The organism is Burkholderia sp. BCC0397, from assembly GCF_902832865.1.
Taxonomy (GTDB): Bacteria; Pseudomonadota; Gammaproteobacteria; order Burkholderiales; family Burkholderiaceae; genus Burkholderia.
This window is the reverse complement of record NZ_CADFDL010000003.1, coordinates 723,585-741,192: the sequence shown is the minus strand read 5'-3', so window position 1 is coordinate 741,192 and position 17,608 is coordinate 723,585. Positions and strand designations below refer to the sequence as shown.

The 17,608-nt window shown below is 67.2% G+C and carries 12 protein-coding genes and 1 other RNA gene; 9 read left to right on the top strand and 4 right to left on the bottom strand.

Annotated features, from left to right (window positions below; translation table 11 throughout):
- Window positions 1–6: 6 nt before the first annotated feature.
- Window positions 7–1,395, bottom strand: a complete 1,389-nt coding sequence (gene purB, locus HWX03_RS13490; RefSeq protein ID WP_175820565.1) for an adenylosuccinate lyase — start codon at window positions 1,393–1,395, stop codon at window positions 7–9.
- A 265-nt stretch (window positions 1,396–1,660) separates the two neighbouring features.
- Here purB and HWX03_RS13485 point away from each other — a divergent pair, with 265 nt between their 5' ends.
- The 6 genes from HWX03_RS13485 (at window position 1,661) to HWX03_RS13460 (ending at window position 7,514) form a co-directional block, all read left to right on the top strand.
- Window positions 1,661–2,614, top strand: a complete 954-nt coding sequence (locus HWX03_RS13485) for a LysR substrate-binding domain-containing protein (RefSeq protein ID WP_174386075.1) — start codon at window positions 1,661–1,663, stop codon at window positions 2,612–2,614.
- Between the two features lie 276 nt (window positions 2,615–2,890).
- Window positions 2,891–4,177 (top strand): Glu/Leu/Phe/Val dehydrogenase, encoded by a 1,287-nt coding sequence (locus HWX03_RS13480; protein WP_174386074.1) that lies wholly within the window; start codon window positions 2,891–2,893, stop codon window positions 4,175–4,177.
- Window positions 4,178–4,396: 219 nt separating this feature from the next.
- The gene (locus HWX03_RS13475) at window positions 4,397–5,290 is read left to right on the top strand and encodes a glutamate/aspartate ABC transporter substrate-binding protein (protein ID WP_175871550.1); all 894 of its coding nucleotides are present in this window, start codon (window positions 4,397–4,399) and stop codon (window positions 5,288–5,290) included.
- Between the two features lie 84 nt (window positions 5,291–5,374).
- Entirely contained in the window at window positions 5,375–6,115 is a 741-nt protein-coding gene (locus HWX03_RS13470) for an amino acid ABC transporter permease (protein WP_175871549.1), read from the top strand.
- Window positions 6,115–6,792 carry a glutamate/aspartate ABC transporter permease GltK gene (gltK, locus tag HWX03_RS13465; protein ID WP_174429912.1) on the top strand — a complete coding sequence of 226 codons (678 nt, stop codon included), beginning with the start codon at window positions 6,115–6,117 and terminating at the stop codon, window positions 6,790–6,792. Before HWX03_RS13470 ends, gltK begins: the two co-directional genes overlap by 1 nt.
- The gene (locus HWX03_RS13460; RefSeq protein WP_175871548.1) at window positions 6,789–7,514 is read left to right on the top strand and encodes an amino acid ABC transporter ATP-binding protein; all 726 of its coding nucleotides are present in this window, start codon (window positions 6,789–6,791) and stop codon (window positions 7,512–7,514) included. The genes gltK and HWX03_RS13460 overlap by 4 nt, the downstream gene beginning before the upstream one ends.
- A 116-nt stretch (window positions 7,515–7,630) precedes the next feature.
- Here the strand turns inward: HWX03_RS13460 and HWX03_RS13455 are convergent, their stop codons facing one another.
- Both HWX03_RS13455 and HWX03_RS13450 read right to left on the bottom strand, forming a co-directional pair.
- Window positions 7,631–12,901, bottom strand: coding sequence for an autotransporter outer membrane beta-barrel domain-containing protein (locus tag HWX03_RS13455; RefSeq protein WP_175871547.1), 5,271 nt, complete (start codon window positions 12,899–12,901; stop codon window positions 7,631–7,633).
- A gap of 613 nt (window positions 12,902–13,514) precedes the next feature.
- On the bottom strand, window positions 13,515–14,429 hold the full coding sequence (locus HWX03_RS13450) for a class II glutamine amidotransferase (RefSeq protein WP_174386069.1): 915 nt from the start codon (window positions 14,427–14,429) through the stop codon (window positions 13,515–13,517).
- Window positions 14,430–14,634: 205 nt separating this feature from the next.
- On the opposite strand from HWX03_RS13450, the gene pyrC reads away from it, so the two are divergent.
- The 3 genes from pyrC (at window position 14,635) to rnpB (ending at window position 16,998) form a co-directional block, all read left to right on the top strand.
- Window positions 14,635–15,699, top strand: coding sequence for a dihydroorotase (pyrC, locus tag HWX03_RS13445; protein WP_175871546.1), 1,065 nt, complete (start codon window positions 14,635–14,637; stop codon window positions 15,697–15,699).
- A complete protein-coding gene (locus HWX03_RS13440; protein WP_175871545.1) occupies window positions 15,696–16,574 on the top strand; it encodes a DUF3025 domain-containing protein in 879 nt (292 codons plus the stop codon). The genes pyrC and HWX03_RS13440 overlap by 4 nt, the downstream gene beginning before the upstream one ends.
- Window positions 16,575–16,586: 12 nt before the next feature.
- Window positions 16,587–16,998: RNase P RNA component class A (rnpB, locus tag HWX03_RS13435), an RNA gene on the top strand.
- 68 nt (window positions 16,999–17,066) lie between these two features.
- Here the strand turns inward: rnpB and HWX03_RS13430 are convergent.
- Window positions 17,067–17,531: an OsmC family protein gene (locus HWX03_RS13430; protein ID WP_074801272.1), complete on the bottom strand. Its 465-nt coding sequence runs from the start codon at window positions 17,529–17,531 to the stop codon at window positions 17,067–17,069.
- Window positions 17,532–17,608: the final 77 nt, after the last annotated feature.

The window sequence follows — 17,608 nt, the reverse complement described above, 5'->3', positions numbered from 1 at the left end:
TGGTGCTTACGCGATCCGCTTCGCGAGTTCGACGGCCTTGCCGATGTACGACGCCGGCGTCATCGCGAGCAGGCGATCCTTCGCGTCCTGCGGGATCGCGAGCGTGCCGACGAATTCCTGCAGCGCCTCGCGCGTGATGCCCTTGCCGCGCGTCAGTTCCTTCAACTGCTCGTACGGGTTCTCGATGCCGTAGCGGCGCATCACCGTCTGCACCGGCTCCGCGAGCACTTCCCAGCAGTTGTCGAGATCGTCGTTCAGGCGCTGCGGGTTCACTTCGAGCTTGTCGAGGCCGCGGATCAGCGAGTCGTACGCGAGCAGCGAGTAGCCGAGCGCGACGCCCATGTTGCGCAGCACCGTCGAGTCGGTCAGGTCGCGCTGCCAGCGCGACACCGGCAGCTTGTCGGCGAGGTGGCGCAGCGTCGCGTTCGCGAGGCCGAGGTTGCCTTCCGAGTTCTCGAAGTCGATCGGGTTGACCTTGTGCGGCATCGTCGACGAGCCGATTTCGCCGGCCTTCGTCTTCTGCTTGAAGTAGCCGACCGAGATATAGCCCCACACGTCGCGGTCGAGGTCGAGCAGGATCGTGTTCGCGCGCGCGACGGCGTCGAACAGTTCGGCCATGTAGTCGTGCGGCTCGATCTGGATCGTGTACGGGTTGAACGTGAGCTTCAGGCGGTTTTCGATCACGTCGCGCGAGAACGCTTCCCAGTCGAATTCCGGATACGCAGACAAGTGCGCGTTGAAGTTGCCGACCGCGCCGTTCATCTTGCCGAGGATCTCGACCTTCTCGATGCGCGTGATCGCGCGGGCGAGGCGCGCGGCGACGTTCGCGAGCTCCTTGCCGAGCGTCGTCGGGCTGGCCGGCTGGCCGTGCGTGCGCGACAGCATCGGCTGTTCGGCGTGCGCGTGCGACAGCGCGACGAGGCGCTGGTAGACCGTGCGCAGCGCCGGCAGGATCACGTGTTCGCGCGCGCCGGCGAGCATCATCCCGTGCGACGTGTTGTTGATGTCCTCGGACGTGCACGCGAAGTGGATGAATTCGCTTGCCTGCTCGAGTTCGGCCTGGCCCTTCACCGATTCCTTCAGCCAGTATTCGACGGCCTTCACGTCGTGATTCGTCACGCGCTCGATTTCCTTGATGCGCGCGGCGTCGTGCGCGGTGAACCGCTCGGCGAGCTGCAGCAGGAACTGCTCGGACGCTTCCGAGAAGCGCGGGACTTCCGCGAAGCCGGCGCGCGACAGCGCGATCAGCCAGTGCACCTCGACGGTGACGCGGTGGCGCATGAAGGCGGCTTCGGAGAGCCAGTCGCGCAGCGCTTCGGTCTTGCTGGCGTAGCGGCCGTCGATGGGCGAGAGCGCGGTGAGGGCGAAAAGCGTATCGGGACGAGTGTCGGACATGATCGGGCGGGGCCTTGGGGCCGGGTCGAGCGAGGGGAAGGAGAATCCGGCATTTTACCATTGGCGCGGGCCAATCCCGGCCGAACCGGTCCGGCTGCGGTTGCCGCGGGCGCGCGCCGCCCGGGCGGCGCCGGGGCAGCGCGCGAATGGCGTGCCGATGGGCGCTCGCGCCGGCTCGCCGGGCCGTCCGCCAGGCCGCCGGCCGGGCCCGCCCGCCGGTAGAATGCAGGCTTCTTCCCGACCGCCGCCCGCCGCGCCCGCCTGCATGGAACTGAAATGGCTCGAAGACTTCGTCTCGCTCGCGGAAACGCGCAGCTTTAGCCGGTCCGCCGAGCTGCGGCACGTGTCGCAGCCGGCGTTTTCGCGGCGCATCCAGGCGCTCGAGGCGTGGCTCGCGACCGAGCTGATCGATCGTTCGGTCTATCCGACGCGGCTCACGCAGGCCGGGCAGATCTTCTACGAGCAGGCGCTGACGATGCTGTCGCAGGCGCACGAGGCGAGGACGCTGCTGCGCGGCCACGTCGGCGCGCCGGTGCCGACGATCGAATTCGCGGTGCCGCACACGCTGTCGCTCACCTATTTCCCGCGCTGGCTCGAGCGGATCGAGGCGAAGATGGGCCAGGTTCACACGCGGCTGCGCGCGCTGAACGTGCACGATGCGGTGCTATCGCTCGTCGAGGGCGGCTGCGACCTCGTGATGGGCTACCACCACCCGAGCCACCCGGTCGCGCTCGACCCCGCTCGCTACGACATGCTGATCCTCGGCAGCGAGCCGATCAGCCCGTTCTCGGCGCCCGGCCGCGCGGGCCGGCCGCGCCATACGCTGCCGGGCACGCCCGAGGCGCGCGTGCCGTATCTGTCGTATACGCCGAACGCGTATCTCGGCCGGATGACCGAAGTCATCATCGCGAACGCGCCGACGCGGCTGTTCCTCGATCGCGTGTACGAAACCGACATGGCCGAAGGGCTGAAGGCGATGGCGCTCGCGGGCCACGGCGTCGCGTTCCTGCCGCACAGCGCGGTCGACGATGCGGTCGCGGGCGGCCGGCTGATCCGGCTCGACCGGTCGGCGCGCGGCGGCGCGCATCCGTTCACGCTGACGATGGAGATCCGGCTGTACTGCGACAAGCTCGCGCTGCAGGGCGACGATCCGCGGCAGAAGCTCGTGCGCGGGCTATGGGACGTCGTGCGCGACGAACTGCGCGAGACCACAGGTTAACCGCCGACGGTTAATCCGGCCGATCGGCCCGGCCGGCTGACGGCGGCCTTGCAGCGCCTGTCGACCGGCTGTCCGGCGGCCGGCCCGCGTCTATCCAATCCGATTTTTCACGAACGCGATGCACGGCCGATCGCGGGCGTTCTTGCGCAAATCGACCGCGATTTTGCGAAAAATCGCGATCATGCAAGAAACGCATAATCGAATAAACAAACGGCATTGGATAAAAAAAACGGGTTTTTCGACAATGTGCGCAATCCGTTGAACGTTGGAGTTTCCATGTCTTCGCAACAGCAGTCCATCCCGTCCTACCTGCACGCCGACGATCTCGGCCCGTGGGGCAACTACCTTCGGCAGGTCGATCGCGTCGCGCCGTACCTCGGTTCGCTGTCGCGCTGGCTCGAAACGCTGAAGCGTCCGAAGCGCATCCTGATCGTCGACTGCCCCATCGAGCTCGACAACGGCACCGTCGCGCACTTCGAGGGCTATCGCGTGCAGCACAACGTGTCGCGCGGCCCGGGCAAGGGCGGCGTGCGCTACCACCAGGACGTGACGCTGTCGGAAGTGATGGCGCTGTCGGCATGGATGTCCGTGAAGAACGCAGCCGTGAACGTGCCGTACGGCGGCGCGAAGGGCGGCATCCGCGTCGACCCGCGCAAGCTGTCGCGCGGTGAGCTCGAGCGCGTGACGCGCCGCTACACCAGCGAAATCGGCATCATCATCGGCCCGAACACCGACATCCCGGCGCCGGACGTCAACACCAACGAACAGGTGATGGCGTGGATGATGGATACCTACTCGATGAACCAGGGTCAGACGTCGACCGGCGTCGTGACCGGCAAGCCGATCGCGCTCGGCGGTTCGCTCGGCCGCAAGGAAGCGACGGGCCGCGGCGTGTTCGTCGTCGGCTGCGAAGCGGCGAAGAAGAAGGGCCTCGAGATCGAAGGCGCACGCATCGCGGTGCAGGGCTTCGGCAACGTCGGCGGCATCGCGGCGAAGCTGTTCCAGGAAGCGGGCGCGAAGGTGATCGCGGTGCAGGATCACACGGGCACGATCTACCAGCCGGCCGGCCTCGATTCGAACCAGTTGCTCGACCACGTCGCACGCACGGGCGGCGTCGCGGGCTTCGAAGGCGCCGAGCCGATGCCGAACGACGAGTTCTGGACGGTCGAAACCGACATCCTGATCCCGGCGGCGCTGGAAAACCAGATCACCGAGAAGAACGCGGCGAAGATTCGCACGAAGATCGTCGTCGAAGGCGCGAACGGCCCGACCACGACGGCGGCCGACGACATCCTGAGCGCGAACGGCGTGCTCGTGATCCCCGACGTGATCGCGAACGCAGGCGGCGTGACCGTGTCGTACTTCGAGTGGGTGCAGGATTTCTCGAGCTTCTTCTGGACGGAAGACGAGATCAACCATCGTCTCGAGCGCGTGATGCGCGAAGCGTTCGCCGGCGTGTGGGCGGTCGCGGAAGAGCACAAGGTGACGGTGCGTACGGCGGCGTTCATCGTCGCGTGCAAGCGCATCCTGATGGCGCGCGAAATGCGCGGCCTCTACCCCTGATTGTCGACCATGAACGATTCATGACGCAATCCACCCGATTGCTGATATGAACCCTCGCGGGCGATGCCGGATCCGGCATCGCCCGCGCGCGCATTCGGCGTGCCCGAAGCCGAGAGGAAGGCTTCGCACCGGGCGATTCGTAGTGCGGTAAACAACCAGTACTTTCAAAAATATTACTTTGATACACTGGCGCGGGTTTTAGCCAAGGAGATGACCAAAATGAAATACCACAAGGCAGTCCTGATGGTCGCGGCGCTTTGCGCGTTCGCAAGCGGCGCGCACGCTCAGGAGACGGGCACGCTGAAGAAGATCAAGGACACGGGCGTGATCGCGCTGGGCCACCGCGAATCGTCGATTCCGTTCTCTTACTATGACCAGAACCAGCAGGTGGTCGGCTATTCGCGCGACTTCCAGATGAAGGTCGTGGACGCGGTGAAGAAGAAGCTGAACCTGCCGAACCTGCAGGTCAAGAATATCCCGGTCACGTCGCAGAACCGCATCCCGCTCGTGCAGAACGGCACGGTCGACATCGAGTGCGGCTCGACGACCAACAATACCGAACGTCAGCAGCAGGCTGCATTCTCCGACACGATCTTCGTGATCGGCACGCGCCTGATGACGAAGAAGGATTCCGGCGTGAAGGACTTCGCGGACCTGAAGGGCAAGACGGTCGTGACGACTGCCGGCACGACGTCGGAGCGCCTGCTGCGCAAGATGAACAACGACAAGCAGCTGGGCATGAACATCATCAGCGCGAAGGATCACGGCGATTCGTTCAACACGCTGGAATCGGGCCGCGCGGTCGCGTTCATGATGGACGACGCGCTGCTCGCGGGCGAACGCGCGAAGGCGAAGCAGCCGGGCGAGTGGGCGATCGTCGGCACGCCGCAATCGGAAGAGGCGTACGGCTGCATGATGCGCAAGGGCGATACCGACTTCAAGAAGGTCGTCGACGACGCAATCTCGCAAGTCGAGAAGTCGGGCGAAGCCGCGAAGATCTACGCGAAGTGGTTCGAGAGCCCGATCCCGCCGAAGGGGCTGAACCTGAACTTCCCGCTGTCCGAGTCGATGAAGAAGCTGTACGCGAACCCGAACGACAAGGCGCTCGACTGACCACACGGCTGTTGATGCAGAAATGACGCTAATGAGACGGAAGAGGCCACGCTTCTTCCGTTTCTTTTTGCTGGAGTCTTGCCCATGTCTTACCACTGGAACTGGGGCATCTTTCTGAGCCCCGTGTCGACCGGCGAGCCGACGACTTATTTCGGATGGCTGATGTCCGGCTTCTGGGTGACGATCGAAGTGTCGCTCGTCGCCTGGGTCATCGCGCTGATCGTCGGATCGCTGTTCGGCGTGCTGCGCACCGTGCCGAACAAATGGCTCGCCGCGATCGGCACCGTGTACGTGTCGATCTTCCGGAACATTCCGCTGATCGTGCAGTTCTTCATCTGGTACCTCGTCGTGCCGGAATTGCTGCCCGCGTCGATCGGCACCTGGATCAAGCAGTTGCCGCCCGGCACGCAGTTCTTTACCGCATCGATCGTCTGTCTCGGCCTGTTCACCGGCGCGCGCGTGTGCGAACAGGTGCGCTCGGGGATCAACGCGCTGCCGAAGGGCCAGCGCGCGGCCGGCCTCGCGATGGGCTTCACGCAATGGCAGACGTACCGCTACGTGCTGCTGCCGGTCGCGTACCGGATCATCGTGCCGCCGCTCACGTCCGAATTCCTGAACATCTTCAAGAACTCGGCGGTCGCGTCGACGATCGGCCTGCTCGACCTGTCCGCGCAGGCGCGCCAGCTCGTCGACTACACCGCGCAGACCTACGAGTCGTTCATCGCGGTGACGCTCGCGTACGTGCTCATCAACCTCGTCGTGATGGGGTTCATGCGCTGGATCGAAGGCCGCACGCGGCTGCCCGGCTACATCGGAGGCAAGTGATGCATCAGTTCGACTGGAGTAGTATTCCCGGCGCGATACCGACGCTGTGGACCGGTGCGATCGTCACGTTCAAGATCACGCTGATCGCGATCGTCGTCGGCATCGTCTGGGGCACGCTGCTGGCGCTGCTGCGGCTGTCCGGCGTGAAGCCGCTCGCGTGGTTCGCGAAAGCGTACGTGACGGTGTTCCGCTCGATCCCGCTCGTGATGGTGCTGCTGTGGTTCTTCCTGATCGTGCCGCAGCTGCTGCAGGGCGTGCTCGGGCTGTCGCCGACGATCGACATTCGCCTTGCCTCGGCGATGGTCGCGTTCTCGCTGTTCGAAGCCGCGTATTATTCCGAGATCATCCGTGCCGGCATCCAGGCGGTGCCGCGCGGGCAGGCGAATGCCGCGTTTGCGCTCGGCATGAATTACGCGCACGCGATGCGCCTCGTGATCCTGCCGCAGGCGTTCCGCGCGATGGTGCCGCTGCTGCTCACGCAGGCGATCGTCCTGTTCCAGGATACGTCGCTCGTGTACGTGATCAGTCTCGCGGACTTCTTCCGCACGGCCGCCAACGTCGGCGATCGCGACGGCACGACCGTCGAGATGGTCCTGTTCGCCGGCGCATGCTATTTCGTGATTTGCTCGTTGGCGTCTGCTCTCGTCAAGGGTCTCCAGAAAAAGGTCACAAGATGATTTCCATCAAGAACGTTTCGAAGTGGTACGGCCAGTTCAAGGTCCTCACCGACTGCACGACCGAGGTCAAGAAAGGCGAGGTGGTCGTCGTGTGCGGCCCGTCGGGCTCGGGCAAGTCGACGCTGATCAAGACCGTGAACGGCCTCGAGCCGTTCCAGCAGGGCGAGATCCTCGTGAACGGCCAGTCGGTCGGCGACAAGAAGACGAACCTGTCGAAGCTGCGCTCGAAGGTCGGGATGGTGTTCCAGCACTTCGAGCTGTTCCCGCACCTGTCGATCACCGAGAACCTGACGCTCGCGCAGGTCAAGGTGCTCGGCCGCGGCAAGGACGAAGCGAACGAGAAGGGCATGAAGCTGCTCGATCGCGTCGGCCTGAAGGCGCATGCGCACAAGTTTCCGGGCCAGTTGTCAGGCGGCCAGCAGCAGCGGGTCGCGATCGCGCGCGCGCTGTCGATGGACCCGATCGCGATGCTGTTCGACGAGCCGACGTCCGCGCTCGATCCCGAGATGATCAACGAAGTGCTCGACGTGATGGTCGAACTCGCGCAGGAAGGGATGACGATGATGGTCGTCACGCACGAAATGGGCTTCGCGAAGAAGGTCGCCCATCGTGTGATCTTCATGGACCAGGGCGCGATCGTCGAGGACGACCGCAAGGAAGAGTTCTTCGCGAACCCGAAGTCGGAACGCGCGAAGGACTTCCTCGCGAAGATCCTGCACTGAGCGCTGGTGCATCGCGCGCTTCATGTGCGCGGGATGCGAAAACCGCCCGGCCGAGCGCCGGGCGGTTTTTTTTCGTCCGCCGCCCACCGCCGGCGGACGGGTTCCTGTATCGGGCGTTACCAGCTGTACCGGTAGCCGACCTGCCCGACGATCCCGCGCCGGTAATCGCCGCCGATGTTGCGCGCATATTTCACGTTCGCGTACAACTCCCCCGACTTGCCGAAGCCGGCAGTCACGCCGACGCCGAGCTCGTACCAGGTGCGCCCGAGATGCGTCGCGAACGGCGTGCCGCCGACGACCGTCTGGCCCGGCGACAGGAAGTCATGCAGCACGTCGGCCGTGAAGTACGGCGTCGCGGCGCCGCCGCCCGCGTCCGACTGGAGGTTCGGCCGGAAGATGCGCACGCCGACGCGGCCGCGCAGCGCATTCGTCGTCGTGCCCGATACGGCCGACACGTTGTCGTTGAACCCGTTCAGCTTCAGGTACTGATACATCAATTGCGCCTGCGGCTCGACCGCGACCGGCAACGCGCCGATCGCGAACGGCTTGCCGACTTCCTGCGACAGCGCGACGCCGAAGCCGTTCTGCGACGCCTCGTTGCCGTAGCTGTCGCGATAGCGGTTGCCGTAGTGCGTGACCTGCCCGACGCTGTCGAAGTAGGTGCCGTCGGACAGGTAGCGCGTCCAGTAGCCGCCGACGCTCTGCGCGTGCGTCTCGACCGAGCCCGTCGACGTCGACAGGTTGGGTGAGCCCGCGCGCGCCATGTCGCTGAAGCTCGCATTCGACACGCCGATGCTGGCCGTCACGCCCGCGTGCGTGCTGCCGGCGCCGTTCGGCGCCTGGTCGAGGGTCCAGTCCTTGCCGAACTGCGCGAAGAACGTGCGTTCGTCGGCCGAGAAACGGCCCGCGTTCGCATCGAGGCTCTGGCCGCCGATGCGCCCCCACACGCCGTCGCGATTGCCGGGCTGCTGCTTCTCGACGTTGTAGATATCGCCGACGCGCTCGTGCAGCCTGCCGAGCGTCGAGAAGCCGTAGTCGGCGTTCAGCAGCGGCGTCATCGCGTAGCCAGAGACGCCCGGACGATACGCGAGCGCGCCGCCGCCGTTGCCATTTCCATTCCCGTTGTTGCCGCCGTCGCCGCTGCCCGACGGGTGGATCGGGTCGCCGGGGTCGGTCTGGTCGAGCTGCGAACGCAGGTACCAGCCGTTCGCATCGCTTTGGCCGCCGCGATAGAGTCGGTACTCGTACGCGCCGGCCTGTACCGGGCCCGCGAGATGGAACGCCGACGCGGCGGTCGTGCCGCCGTTGGCCGTGACGACCACGGGAATCCCGTCGCCGGTCGTCTGCGCGCCGGTGCCGGCCGTGTTGGCGATCTTCAGGCCGGTCGTGCCGCTCGCCGCGCCGCCGTTCACGATCAGCCGGTCGGTCGGCGACGCGTCGGCGCCCAGATACGTGTTCAGCGCGATCGTGCCGCCGTTGCCGACGTAGCCGCCGGTCGTCAGCGTCTTGTAGCTGCCGGTCAGCGTCGGCGAGCCGGTCGGCGCGGCGAACGCGACGAGGCCCGCGTTGTTCAGGCGGCTCAGGACCGAGCTGCCCGTCATGCGCCACGTGCTCGTGCCGTCGACGGTCAGCGCGACCGGGTCGATCTTCCCGGTCAGCGTCGTGCCGTTCGCGAGGAACACGTTGCCGGTGCTGGATGCGTCGGAAACGATGTCGCCCGCGAGGTTCACCGCCGATGCGTTGAACGTCACGTTGCTGCCGTTCGCGAGGTTCAGCAGCGTGCCGTTGCCGGCCGTCACGACCGTGCCGTTGCGCACCGCGATGTCGGCGGTGCCGCCGCGCGCGGCGAAGGCCGGCCCGGTGGCGGACGTCACGCTGCCGCCGTCGACGAGTACCGAGCTGGTCGCGCCGTTCGCGAGCGTGTCCGACGTCAGCACGCCGGCCGTCGCGCCCGTGAGCGTCGTGCCGGTCAACGCGAGCACGCCGCCGCTGTTCGCGGTGGCGCCGTTGCCGGCCGCGCTGGCGAGCGACGAACCCGTATCGGCGATGCGGCCGCCGTTTTGCGCGACGATGCCGTCGGCTGCATTACCTGATGCGGTGACTTTCGCGCCCGACAGCAGGGCCGTCGCGCCACCGTCCATGACGATCGCATGGGCATTCGTGCCGGTCGTCGCGACGGTCGTCCCGTTGGCCGTGAGCGTGGAATCGGCCCCCGACACGGACAGGCCGCGCGCATCGGCGCCCGCCGCGCGGACGACCGTGGCCACATCGGTCGCGATGCGCGCGCCCGCGCCGGTCGACGTGAGGCCGGCGGCGCCGTTGCCGGTCGTGGCGACCTGCGTGCCGGACAGCGCGATCGTTGCATTCGCACCGAGGTTGCGGATCCCGCTGCCCGATCCGCCGACCGCGATCGACGTCGCGCCGGCCGCGATACCGCCGCCCGTGACGGTCGAGTCGATCAGCACGCCGTCGGCGCTGCCGTTCGCGATGACGGTGCCGGCGCCCGACAGCGCGACCGATGCGCCGGCCCCCGTCAGGCGTACGCCCGCCAGGCCGTCGTCGGCTTCGATCGAACCCGCATTGGCGAGCGTGGCCGACGCACCCTGCACGAGCGCGCCCGTGCCGTTGGCGACGCGGATCGTCGATGCGTTGTTCACCGTGCCGAGCGTGCCGGCCACGACGCCCGTCGAGCCGGCGCCGGTCAGCAACACCGTGCTGCGGTTCTCGAGCGTGCCGAGGTTCTGCGCGATGAAACCGGTCACGCCGGCGGTCGACGACGTGACGGCAGCGTTGTTGGTCAGCGTCGTCGCGACCGGTGCGCCGGCATTCGCGCCGGCGAGGTCGTGCGCCTGCCCGTCGACGATGCCCGCGGTCGCGCCGGCCGCGTTCAGGTTGATCGTCGCGCCCGCGTCGATCGTGCCCTTCGCGCCGCCTTCCACCGCGATCGCGATGCCGTTCGCGCCGTTGACGTTGTAGATCGCGTTGCCGGTCGACAGCGTGGTGCCGGCGTCGGTCGCGAGCACGCCGCGCGCCCGCTGGCCGTTGACGTCGGTCGTCAGCGCGCCGGCCGTCGACGTGCCCGTGTAGGCCGCGCCGCCCGCGACGCGGAACAGCGTCGAATCGTCGGTGTCGACGCTCAGGTGCTGCGCGGCGACGTTGATTTTCGAGCCCGTGCCGTATGCATAGAAGCCGATCTGGTTCGTGCCGGACATGAAGGCCGGCACGGCGTTCGCGCCGACGTCGATCGTCGCGCCCGAACGCGCATGCACGCCGATCGCGCCGGCGCCCGTCAGGTTGAGCGCGCCGTCGAGCGTGGCCTTCGCGAGCGGCCCCTCGGCCCACACGCCGTAGTTGCGCGTGCCCGACGCGGGATCGAGGCCGCCGGCCACGTTGATCGTGCCGGTCGACGTCGCGGCCGTCGCGTTCGTGCCGGTCCCGACGACCATGATGCCGATGCCGTTCACACCATTCAGCGTGATCGTGCCCGTGTTGGTCACGGTCGCGGCGGTGTCGGCGGCGAGCATGCCGACGTTGGCGAGCGGCGTGCCGGGCGCGGCGCCGTTGACGACGATCGTGCCCGCGTTGGTCAGCGCGCCGGCGGTCGAGCCGATGCTCGCCAGCGCGGCGCCGTTCTGCGTCTGCGCGCCGATCACGATCGTGCCGAGGTTGCTCGCGGTGCCCGATGCGCCGAGCAGGATGCCGTACGCGTGCGCGGTGAGCGCGACGTCGTTTGCCGTCTGACCGGGCGCGTACTGCGCCGAGCGGCCGAGATAGATCGTGCCGCCGGCTTCGTTCGTGAAGCTGCCGCCGGCGACGAGGCCGCCGATCACCTGGCTGTCGAGCGTCGTCGCGTTGACGCCGACGTTGATCGTGCCGGCGTTCGACGCCATCGCGCCGCCTGTCACGGCGACCGCGTAGTTCTGCAGGTCGGGGCGGTTGCCGTCCAGCGTCCACGCGCCGACGTTCATCACGCCGTTGTTGACGAACGACGTGCCCGCACCGTTCGCAAACACGCCGTTGCCTTCGGTGTACGCGTTGTAGTTGAAGTTGTTCGGCGGCGCGCTGCCGCTCGTGTCGAAGTCGTCGCCGGATGCGTACCCGGACGAGATCACGCCGTTGTTGACGCCGCTCGCACCGCTCAGCAGGCGCACCAGCGTGAAGTCACCCGACAGGCGGCCGTCGTTGATGAAGTGCGCGCCGTTTTCCGCGAGGACGGCCGAGCTCGAGACGATCGTGTTGACGCCGCGGAAGTCGATCTGGCCGTCCTTGCCGATCTGCAGCGTCGCGTTCGCGCCCGTGCCGTGCATCACCGACAGGTGATCGATCGGCAGCGTGTTCTTGTCGCCGGCGGACACAGTGTTCTGATACTGGAAGGCCTGCTGCGAGAACGTGACGGCCTGGCTGAATGCGCTGTCGTAGGCAGCCTGCGAGCCGAGCGCGCCGCTCTGCACCGAGCGCACGAGAAAATCGTTGTACGCGGCGAGCGAGGCGGCGTCGGTCACCTGCCACGTGCTGCCGTCGAATGCGGTGAAGGTGCCCGCGTAGGTCGGCACGTCGAGCTGGCGGGTGCCGACCGCGCCGCCGTCCGCAAGATAGTCGCCGGTCGTGAACCGGATCTGGTTGCGCGAATTCCAGTTGACGGTGCTTGTCGCGGAACCCGTGCCGTCCGCGAGGGTAAGGTCGGTCGCCTTCGCGGCCATCGAGATCGCGTTGCCGGCTGCATCGGGGGCGTTCGCCGCATTGCCGATCGACACGTTGAGCGTACCGCCGGTGGCGGCGACGGTGCCGATGCGCGTGTTCACATACTGATCGCCGTTCACGTCGTGATAGACGGGCACTTCGGTCGCGCCGGCCGTCGACGTCGAGAACGCGGACGAATCGTAGGTCGCGACCGACGTGCGGGTGCCGGTGATCGAGTCGGGCGTGCTGACGCTGTGCGTCTTGCCGCCGAGTGACAGCAGCGGCTGGTTCGGGTTGCCCGACACGATGGTCGTGCTGCCGATCGGCGTGAGGGTGTAGCCCGGGTCGCCGCCGTCGGCGGTCCATGCGCCCGACATGCCGACGGTGTCGCCGCCCGACACGGTGGCGGAGCCGGCCAGGTTGTCGTTGACGGTCGGGCTGAAACTGCCGGGCACGCAGGTGCCGCCGTTCGCGACGGCCGTGCCGTTGCCGCACGTCGATGCATGCGCGGAGCCGGCCGACAGTGCCGCCAGTGCGGCGCCGAGCGCGGCGACGCGCAGCGGCGACCGGCGCGTCGTTGCGCGCGCGGTGCGGCGGCTTGCACCCGATTCGCTGCCCGAGCGTTTGCCGCGCGCCCGAGCCGTTTCCGCAACCGCGACCCAGCAGCCGGCGGCCTCGTTCCATATCGATCGAAATGAGTGATTCACGACTACCCCTCTTTCTTCTTTTGACGTGGCATTCGCCGCCATTCGGCGAATTCGCATTCCGCGGTGGGGAAATGATCCGAAGGGGCGTGCGGCGGCTATGGCTGCGTGTCGCGCCAATCGTGTTTCGTTACACCGAGGATGGGCGGAGTTTACTGATTCGGGTGGCCGTCGATTATCGAGAAACGGGAAACTGTAATGATGCGAACCGTAATGCGTGGTATTTTTGATTTGTGTGGTTAATCGAACCGAAAGCCATGGTGGTGGCGGGTCTGGGGGGATTTCGTGAAAATCCGGAGGGGCTGCCGGAGTAGGTGGGATAGCGCACGGTTCCGGCGGATGAGGCGCGCTAAAATGCGGTTCCGGGATTTCCGTTTTAATTGATGGTTGTTTCTTGCGTCTCGCCTTTTATTTATTTTCGCTCGTAAATAAATAAAATCAAGCGAATGTCGAGTGACGTCGATCGGTTGCGCCGGGTGGTGGTCAAAATGAAACCGTATTGGCCGGAGCGGGGCGATGTGCGCCGATGACGGGCGTCGTCGGACGCGTCGTATGAAGTTCGCGCAGCAGGCAGCCAGTGAGCAGGAAGCGGGCGCGGCCGATGCCGCGCGGGGCTTCAGAAATCGATCGCGTCGTCGGAATCGCCGTCGGCCGCGGTGGCGAGCGCTTCGCGAACCTCCGTGCGCGGCGCGGACGCCGACGCGTCGAGCGACGGGTTGCGCAGCTTCTCGAGCACGCGTTCGGGCACCGGAATCTGCATCCGCGCGGCGACGTCGCCGCACTGGAACATGATCAGCTCGCCGGGCTCGAATGCGGTCCAGACTTCGTTGTCGGTGAGCGGCTGCGTCGCGATCACCGCGACGCGATCCTCGGGCGTCGTGTATTTCGCGAAGTCGATCGACAGGTCTTCGTCGACGAGATGCGCGGTCGAGAACGGCCAGCGCCGCACGAGGTAGTGCAGCCGCGTCGAGCAGTGCGCGAAGAGCGCCTGGCCGTTCGACATCAGGAAATTGAACACGCCGTGATCGGTGATGCCGCGCGTCAGTTCGCCGACCCGCTCGAACAGCTCGGGCAGCGGCGGCTGCGCGCCGGGAAAGGCCTCGCGCAGCCCCTGCATCAGCACGCAGAACGCTTGTTCGCTGTCGGTCGTACCGACCGGATGGTAGACGCTGCCGTCCATGTCCGGCGCGTAGTCCTGCAGGTCGCCGTTATGCGCGAAGATCCAGTGCCGGCCCCACAGCTCGCGCATGAACGGATGGCTGTTCTCGAGCAGGATGTGCCCTTGCGTCGCCTTGCGGATGTGCGCGATCGTGTTCTTGGACTTGATCGGGTAGCGCTTCACCATTTCGGCGATCGGCGACGTGGCCGATGCCTGGTGATCGATGAAGAGGCGACAGGCCTTGTCTTCGAAGAACGCGATGCCCCAGCCGTCGGCATGGTGATCGGTGAGCCCGCCCCGGGCCGCGAAACCTGTGAAGGAGAATGTGACGTCCGTCGGCGCGGCGCAGTTCATTCCAAGGAGTTGGCACATTTTACGTGGGGCGGCAGGCCGAAGCAGGGGGTAACGAACCGGGCGAACCCCGGTACAATGCGACTTCTAGCATATCACCGAGCCCTGAGCGGTAAAAAGCGGATTCCGCTGGCCAAAGGCCCCGTGTTGCGGTTTGCCGTCAGTCGGCCCGCGCACGCGCGTTCCGGCCCCGCCGATGGCAAGCCCGTTCCTCACGACGCCTCCTATGACTGCCTCGAACGCTTCTTCCCCGGCGACGCTTTCGCTCGCCCGTCCCGACGACTGGCACCTGCACCTGCGCGACGGCGACATGCTCGCCGCCGTGCTGCCGCACACCGCCCGCCAGTTCGGCCGCGCCATCGTCATGCCGAACCTGAAGCCGCCGGTCACGACCACCGCGCAGGCGCAGGCCTATCGCGAGCGCATCCTCGCCGCGCTGCCGGCCGGGATGACGTTCGAACCGCTGATGACGCTGTACCTGACCGACAACACGCCGCCCGACGAAATCCGCCGCGCGCGCGAAAGCGGCTTCGTGCACGGCGTGAAGCTGTACCCGGCCGGCGCGACGACGAATTCCGACCATGGCGTCACCGATCTCGCGAAATGCGCGAAGACGCTCGAGGCGATGCAGGAAACCGGCATGCCGCTGCTCGTGCACGGCGAGGTGACCGACGCGTCGATCGACCTGTTCGACCGCGAGAAGGTGTTCATCGACCGCGTGATGACGCCGCTGCGCCGCGACTTCCCGGGCCTGAAGGTCGTGTTCGAGCACATCACGACGAAGGACGCGGCCGACTACGTGCGCGATGCGGACGCTGCGCCCGGCCTGCTCGGCGCGACGATCACCGCGCATCACCTGCTGTACAACCGCAACGCGCTGTTCGTCGGCGGGATTCGCCCGCATTACTACTGCCTGCCGGTGCTGAAGCGCGAGACGCATCGCGTGGCGCTGGTCGAGGCCGCGACGTCGGGCAACCCGCGCTTCTTCCTCGGCACCGACAGCGCGCCGCATGCGCGCGACGCGAAGGAAACCGCGTGCGGCTGCGCGGGCTGCTACACGGCGCTGCACGCGCTCGAACTGTACGCGGAAGCATTCGACACGGCCGGCGCGCTCGACAAGCTGGAGGGGTTCGCGAGCTTCTTCGGCGCGGATTTCTACGGGCTGCCGCGCAGCGCCGAGACGGTCACGCTGCGCCGCGAGGCGTGGGAGCTGCCGCGCGAGATCTTCGCGGGCGATACGCCGGTCGTGCCGCTGCGCGGCGGCGAGATGATCGGCTGGAAACTCGCGTGACCGGCGCGCCGCCGCGCGAACCCGGCCCTGCGGCCGGTCGTGCGGCGGCGGAGTTCGCGCGGATCGACTGGTCCGCGCCGTGGCTCGCGCATCATGCGGAGCCGGGCCGCGCGTGGCAGGCGGCCGCCCGCGCGGGCGAGGCCGCGCTGCTCGATGCGTTGAACGGCGCGTTGCGCGGCGGCGATCGCGTCACCGGTCGCGGCTGGCCGCTGCGCTTCGTGCCGCAGGCCGAACTGCCGCCCGGCGTCGCGTACGAGACCCATATTGCGGACACCGGCCGCGTGCCGACCCGCCACACGCTTCACGACTTCTTCAATGCGCTCGTCTGGTTCGCGTACCCGCGCACCAAGGCCGCGCTGAACGCGCGCCAGGCCGCCGCGATCGACGCGGCGGGCGGCGTCGGCCCCGTGCGCGGCGCGTTGCGCGATGCGCTGACGCTGTTCGACGAGAACGCCGCGCTGTTCGTCACCGCCGACCGCGCGCTCGCCGACGCGCTGCGCGGTTTCGACTGGCCGCGGCTGCTGGTGGCCGCGCGCGAGGCGTGGGGCACGCGCTGCGAAGCGCGGCTCGTCGGCCATGCACTGCTCGAACAGCTCGTCGCACCCTACAAGTCCTGCACCGCGCACGCGTGGATCGTCGACGTGAGCGCCGACTATTTTTCATGGCCCGACGCGCAACGGCGCGCGCATGTCGACGCGCGCATCGCCGCCGAACTCGCGACGCGCGCGCTGACGAGCCGCGATTTCGCGCCGCTGCCGGTACTCGGCGTGCCGGGCTGGTGCGCGGCGAACGCCGACGCCGCGTTCTACGACGATCCGGCCGTGTTTCGCAGCGGCCGCCGCTCGCGCGCTGCCGACGGCGGCGCGCAGTGCTAGAATGCGCGTCGCAAAGCAGGCCAGGCAGTCGCGGCCTCGCCGCCTTCGGGCGCGCGGGGGCGAGGAAAGTCCGGACTCCACAGGGCAGGGTGATGGCTAACGGCCATCCGTGGCGACACGCGGAACAGGGCAACAGAAAGCAAACCGCCGATGGCCCGGCGCAAGCCGGGATCAGGTAAGGGTGAAACGGTGCGGTAAGAGCGCACCGCGGCGACGGCGACGTTCGCCGGCACGGTAACCTCCACCCGGAGCAATTCCAAGTAGGCAGGCGCGCATTTTCGGATGCAGGACGGGGCCCCCGTCTCGTCTGCGGGTAGGAAGCTTGAGCGCGTCAGCAATGGCGCGCCTAGAGGAATGGCTGCCACGCGTTGTGCGCTTCGGCGCGCAGCGTGCACAGAATCCGGCTTATCGGCCTGCTTTGCCGTTCGAATGCGAAAGGGCCGGCGTCTCCCTTCGGAGCGCCGGCCCTTTTTTCATGTGTGCGTCGTGCGTTCAGGCGGCGACGATGTCGAACGAATGCGTGAGTTCGGCCGTCTTCGCGATCATGATCGACGCGGAGCAATACTTGTCGTGCGACAGGTTGATCGCGCGCTCGACCGTGGCCGGGTTCAGGTTGCGGCCGGTGACCGTGAAGTGGAAGTGCACCTTCGTGAACACCTTCGGATCTTCGCTCGCGCGCTCGGCCTTCAGCGTGACCGAGCAGCCGCTCACTTCCTGGCGGCTCTTCTTCAGGATCAGCACGACGTCATAGGCCGTGCAGCCGCCGGTGCCGAGCAGCACCATTTCCATCGGACGCGGCGCGAGATTGTGGCCGCCGCCTTCGGGCGCGCCGTCCATCGTGACGAGATGCCCGCTGCCGGTCTCGGCGGAAAACGCCATGCCGTCCTGACCCATCCAGCTTACTTTGCATTCCATGCTTGCACTCCAGCGTTGCCTGATTCGGATTCGATCCGGCATTGTAGCCCGCAGCGCAACGGTCGGCTGATGCGCTGCACGACGGGCAACGCCGGCGCCGCGCGAGCAGGGCGGCGAGC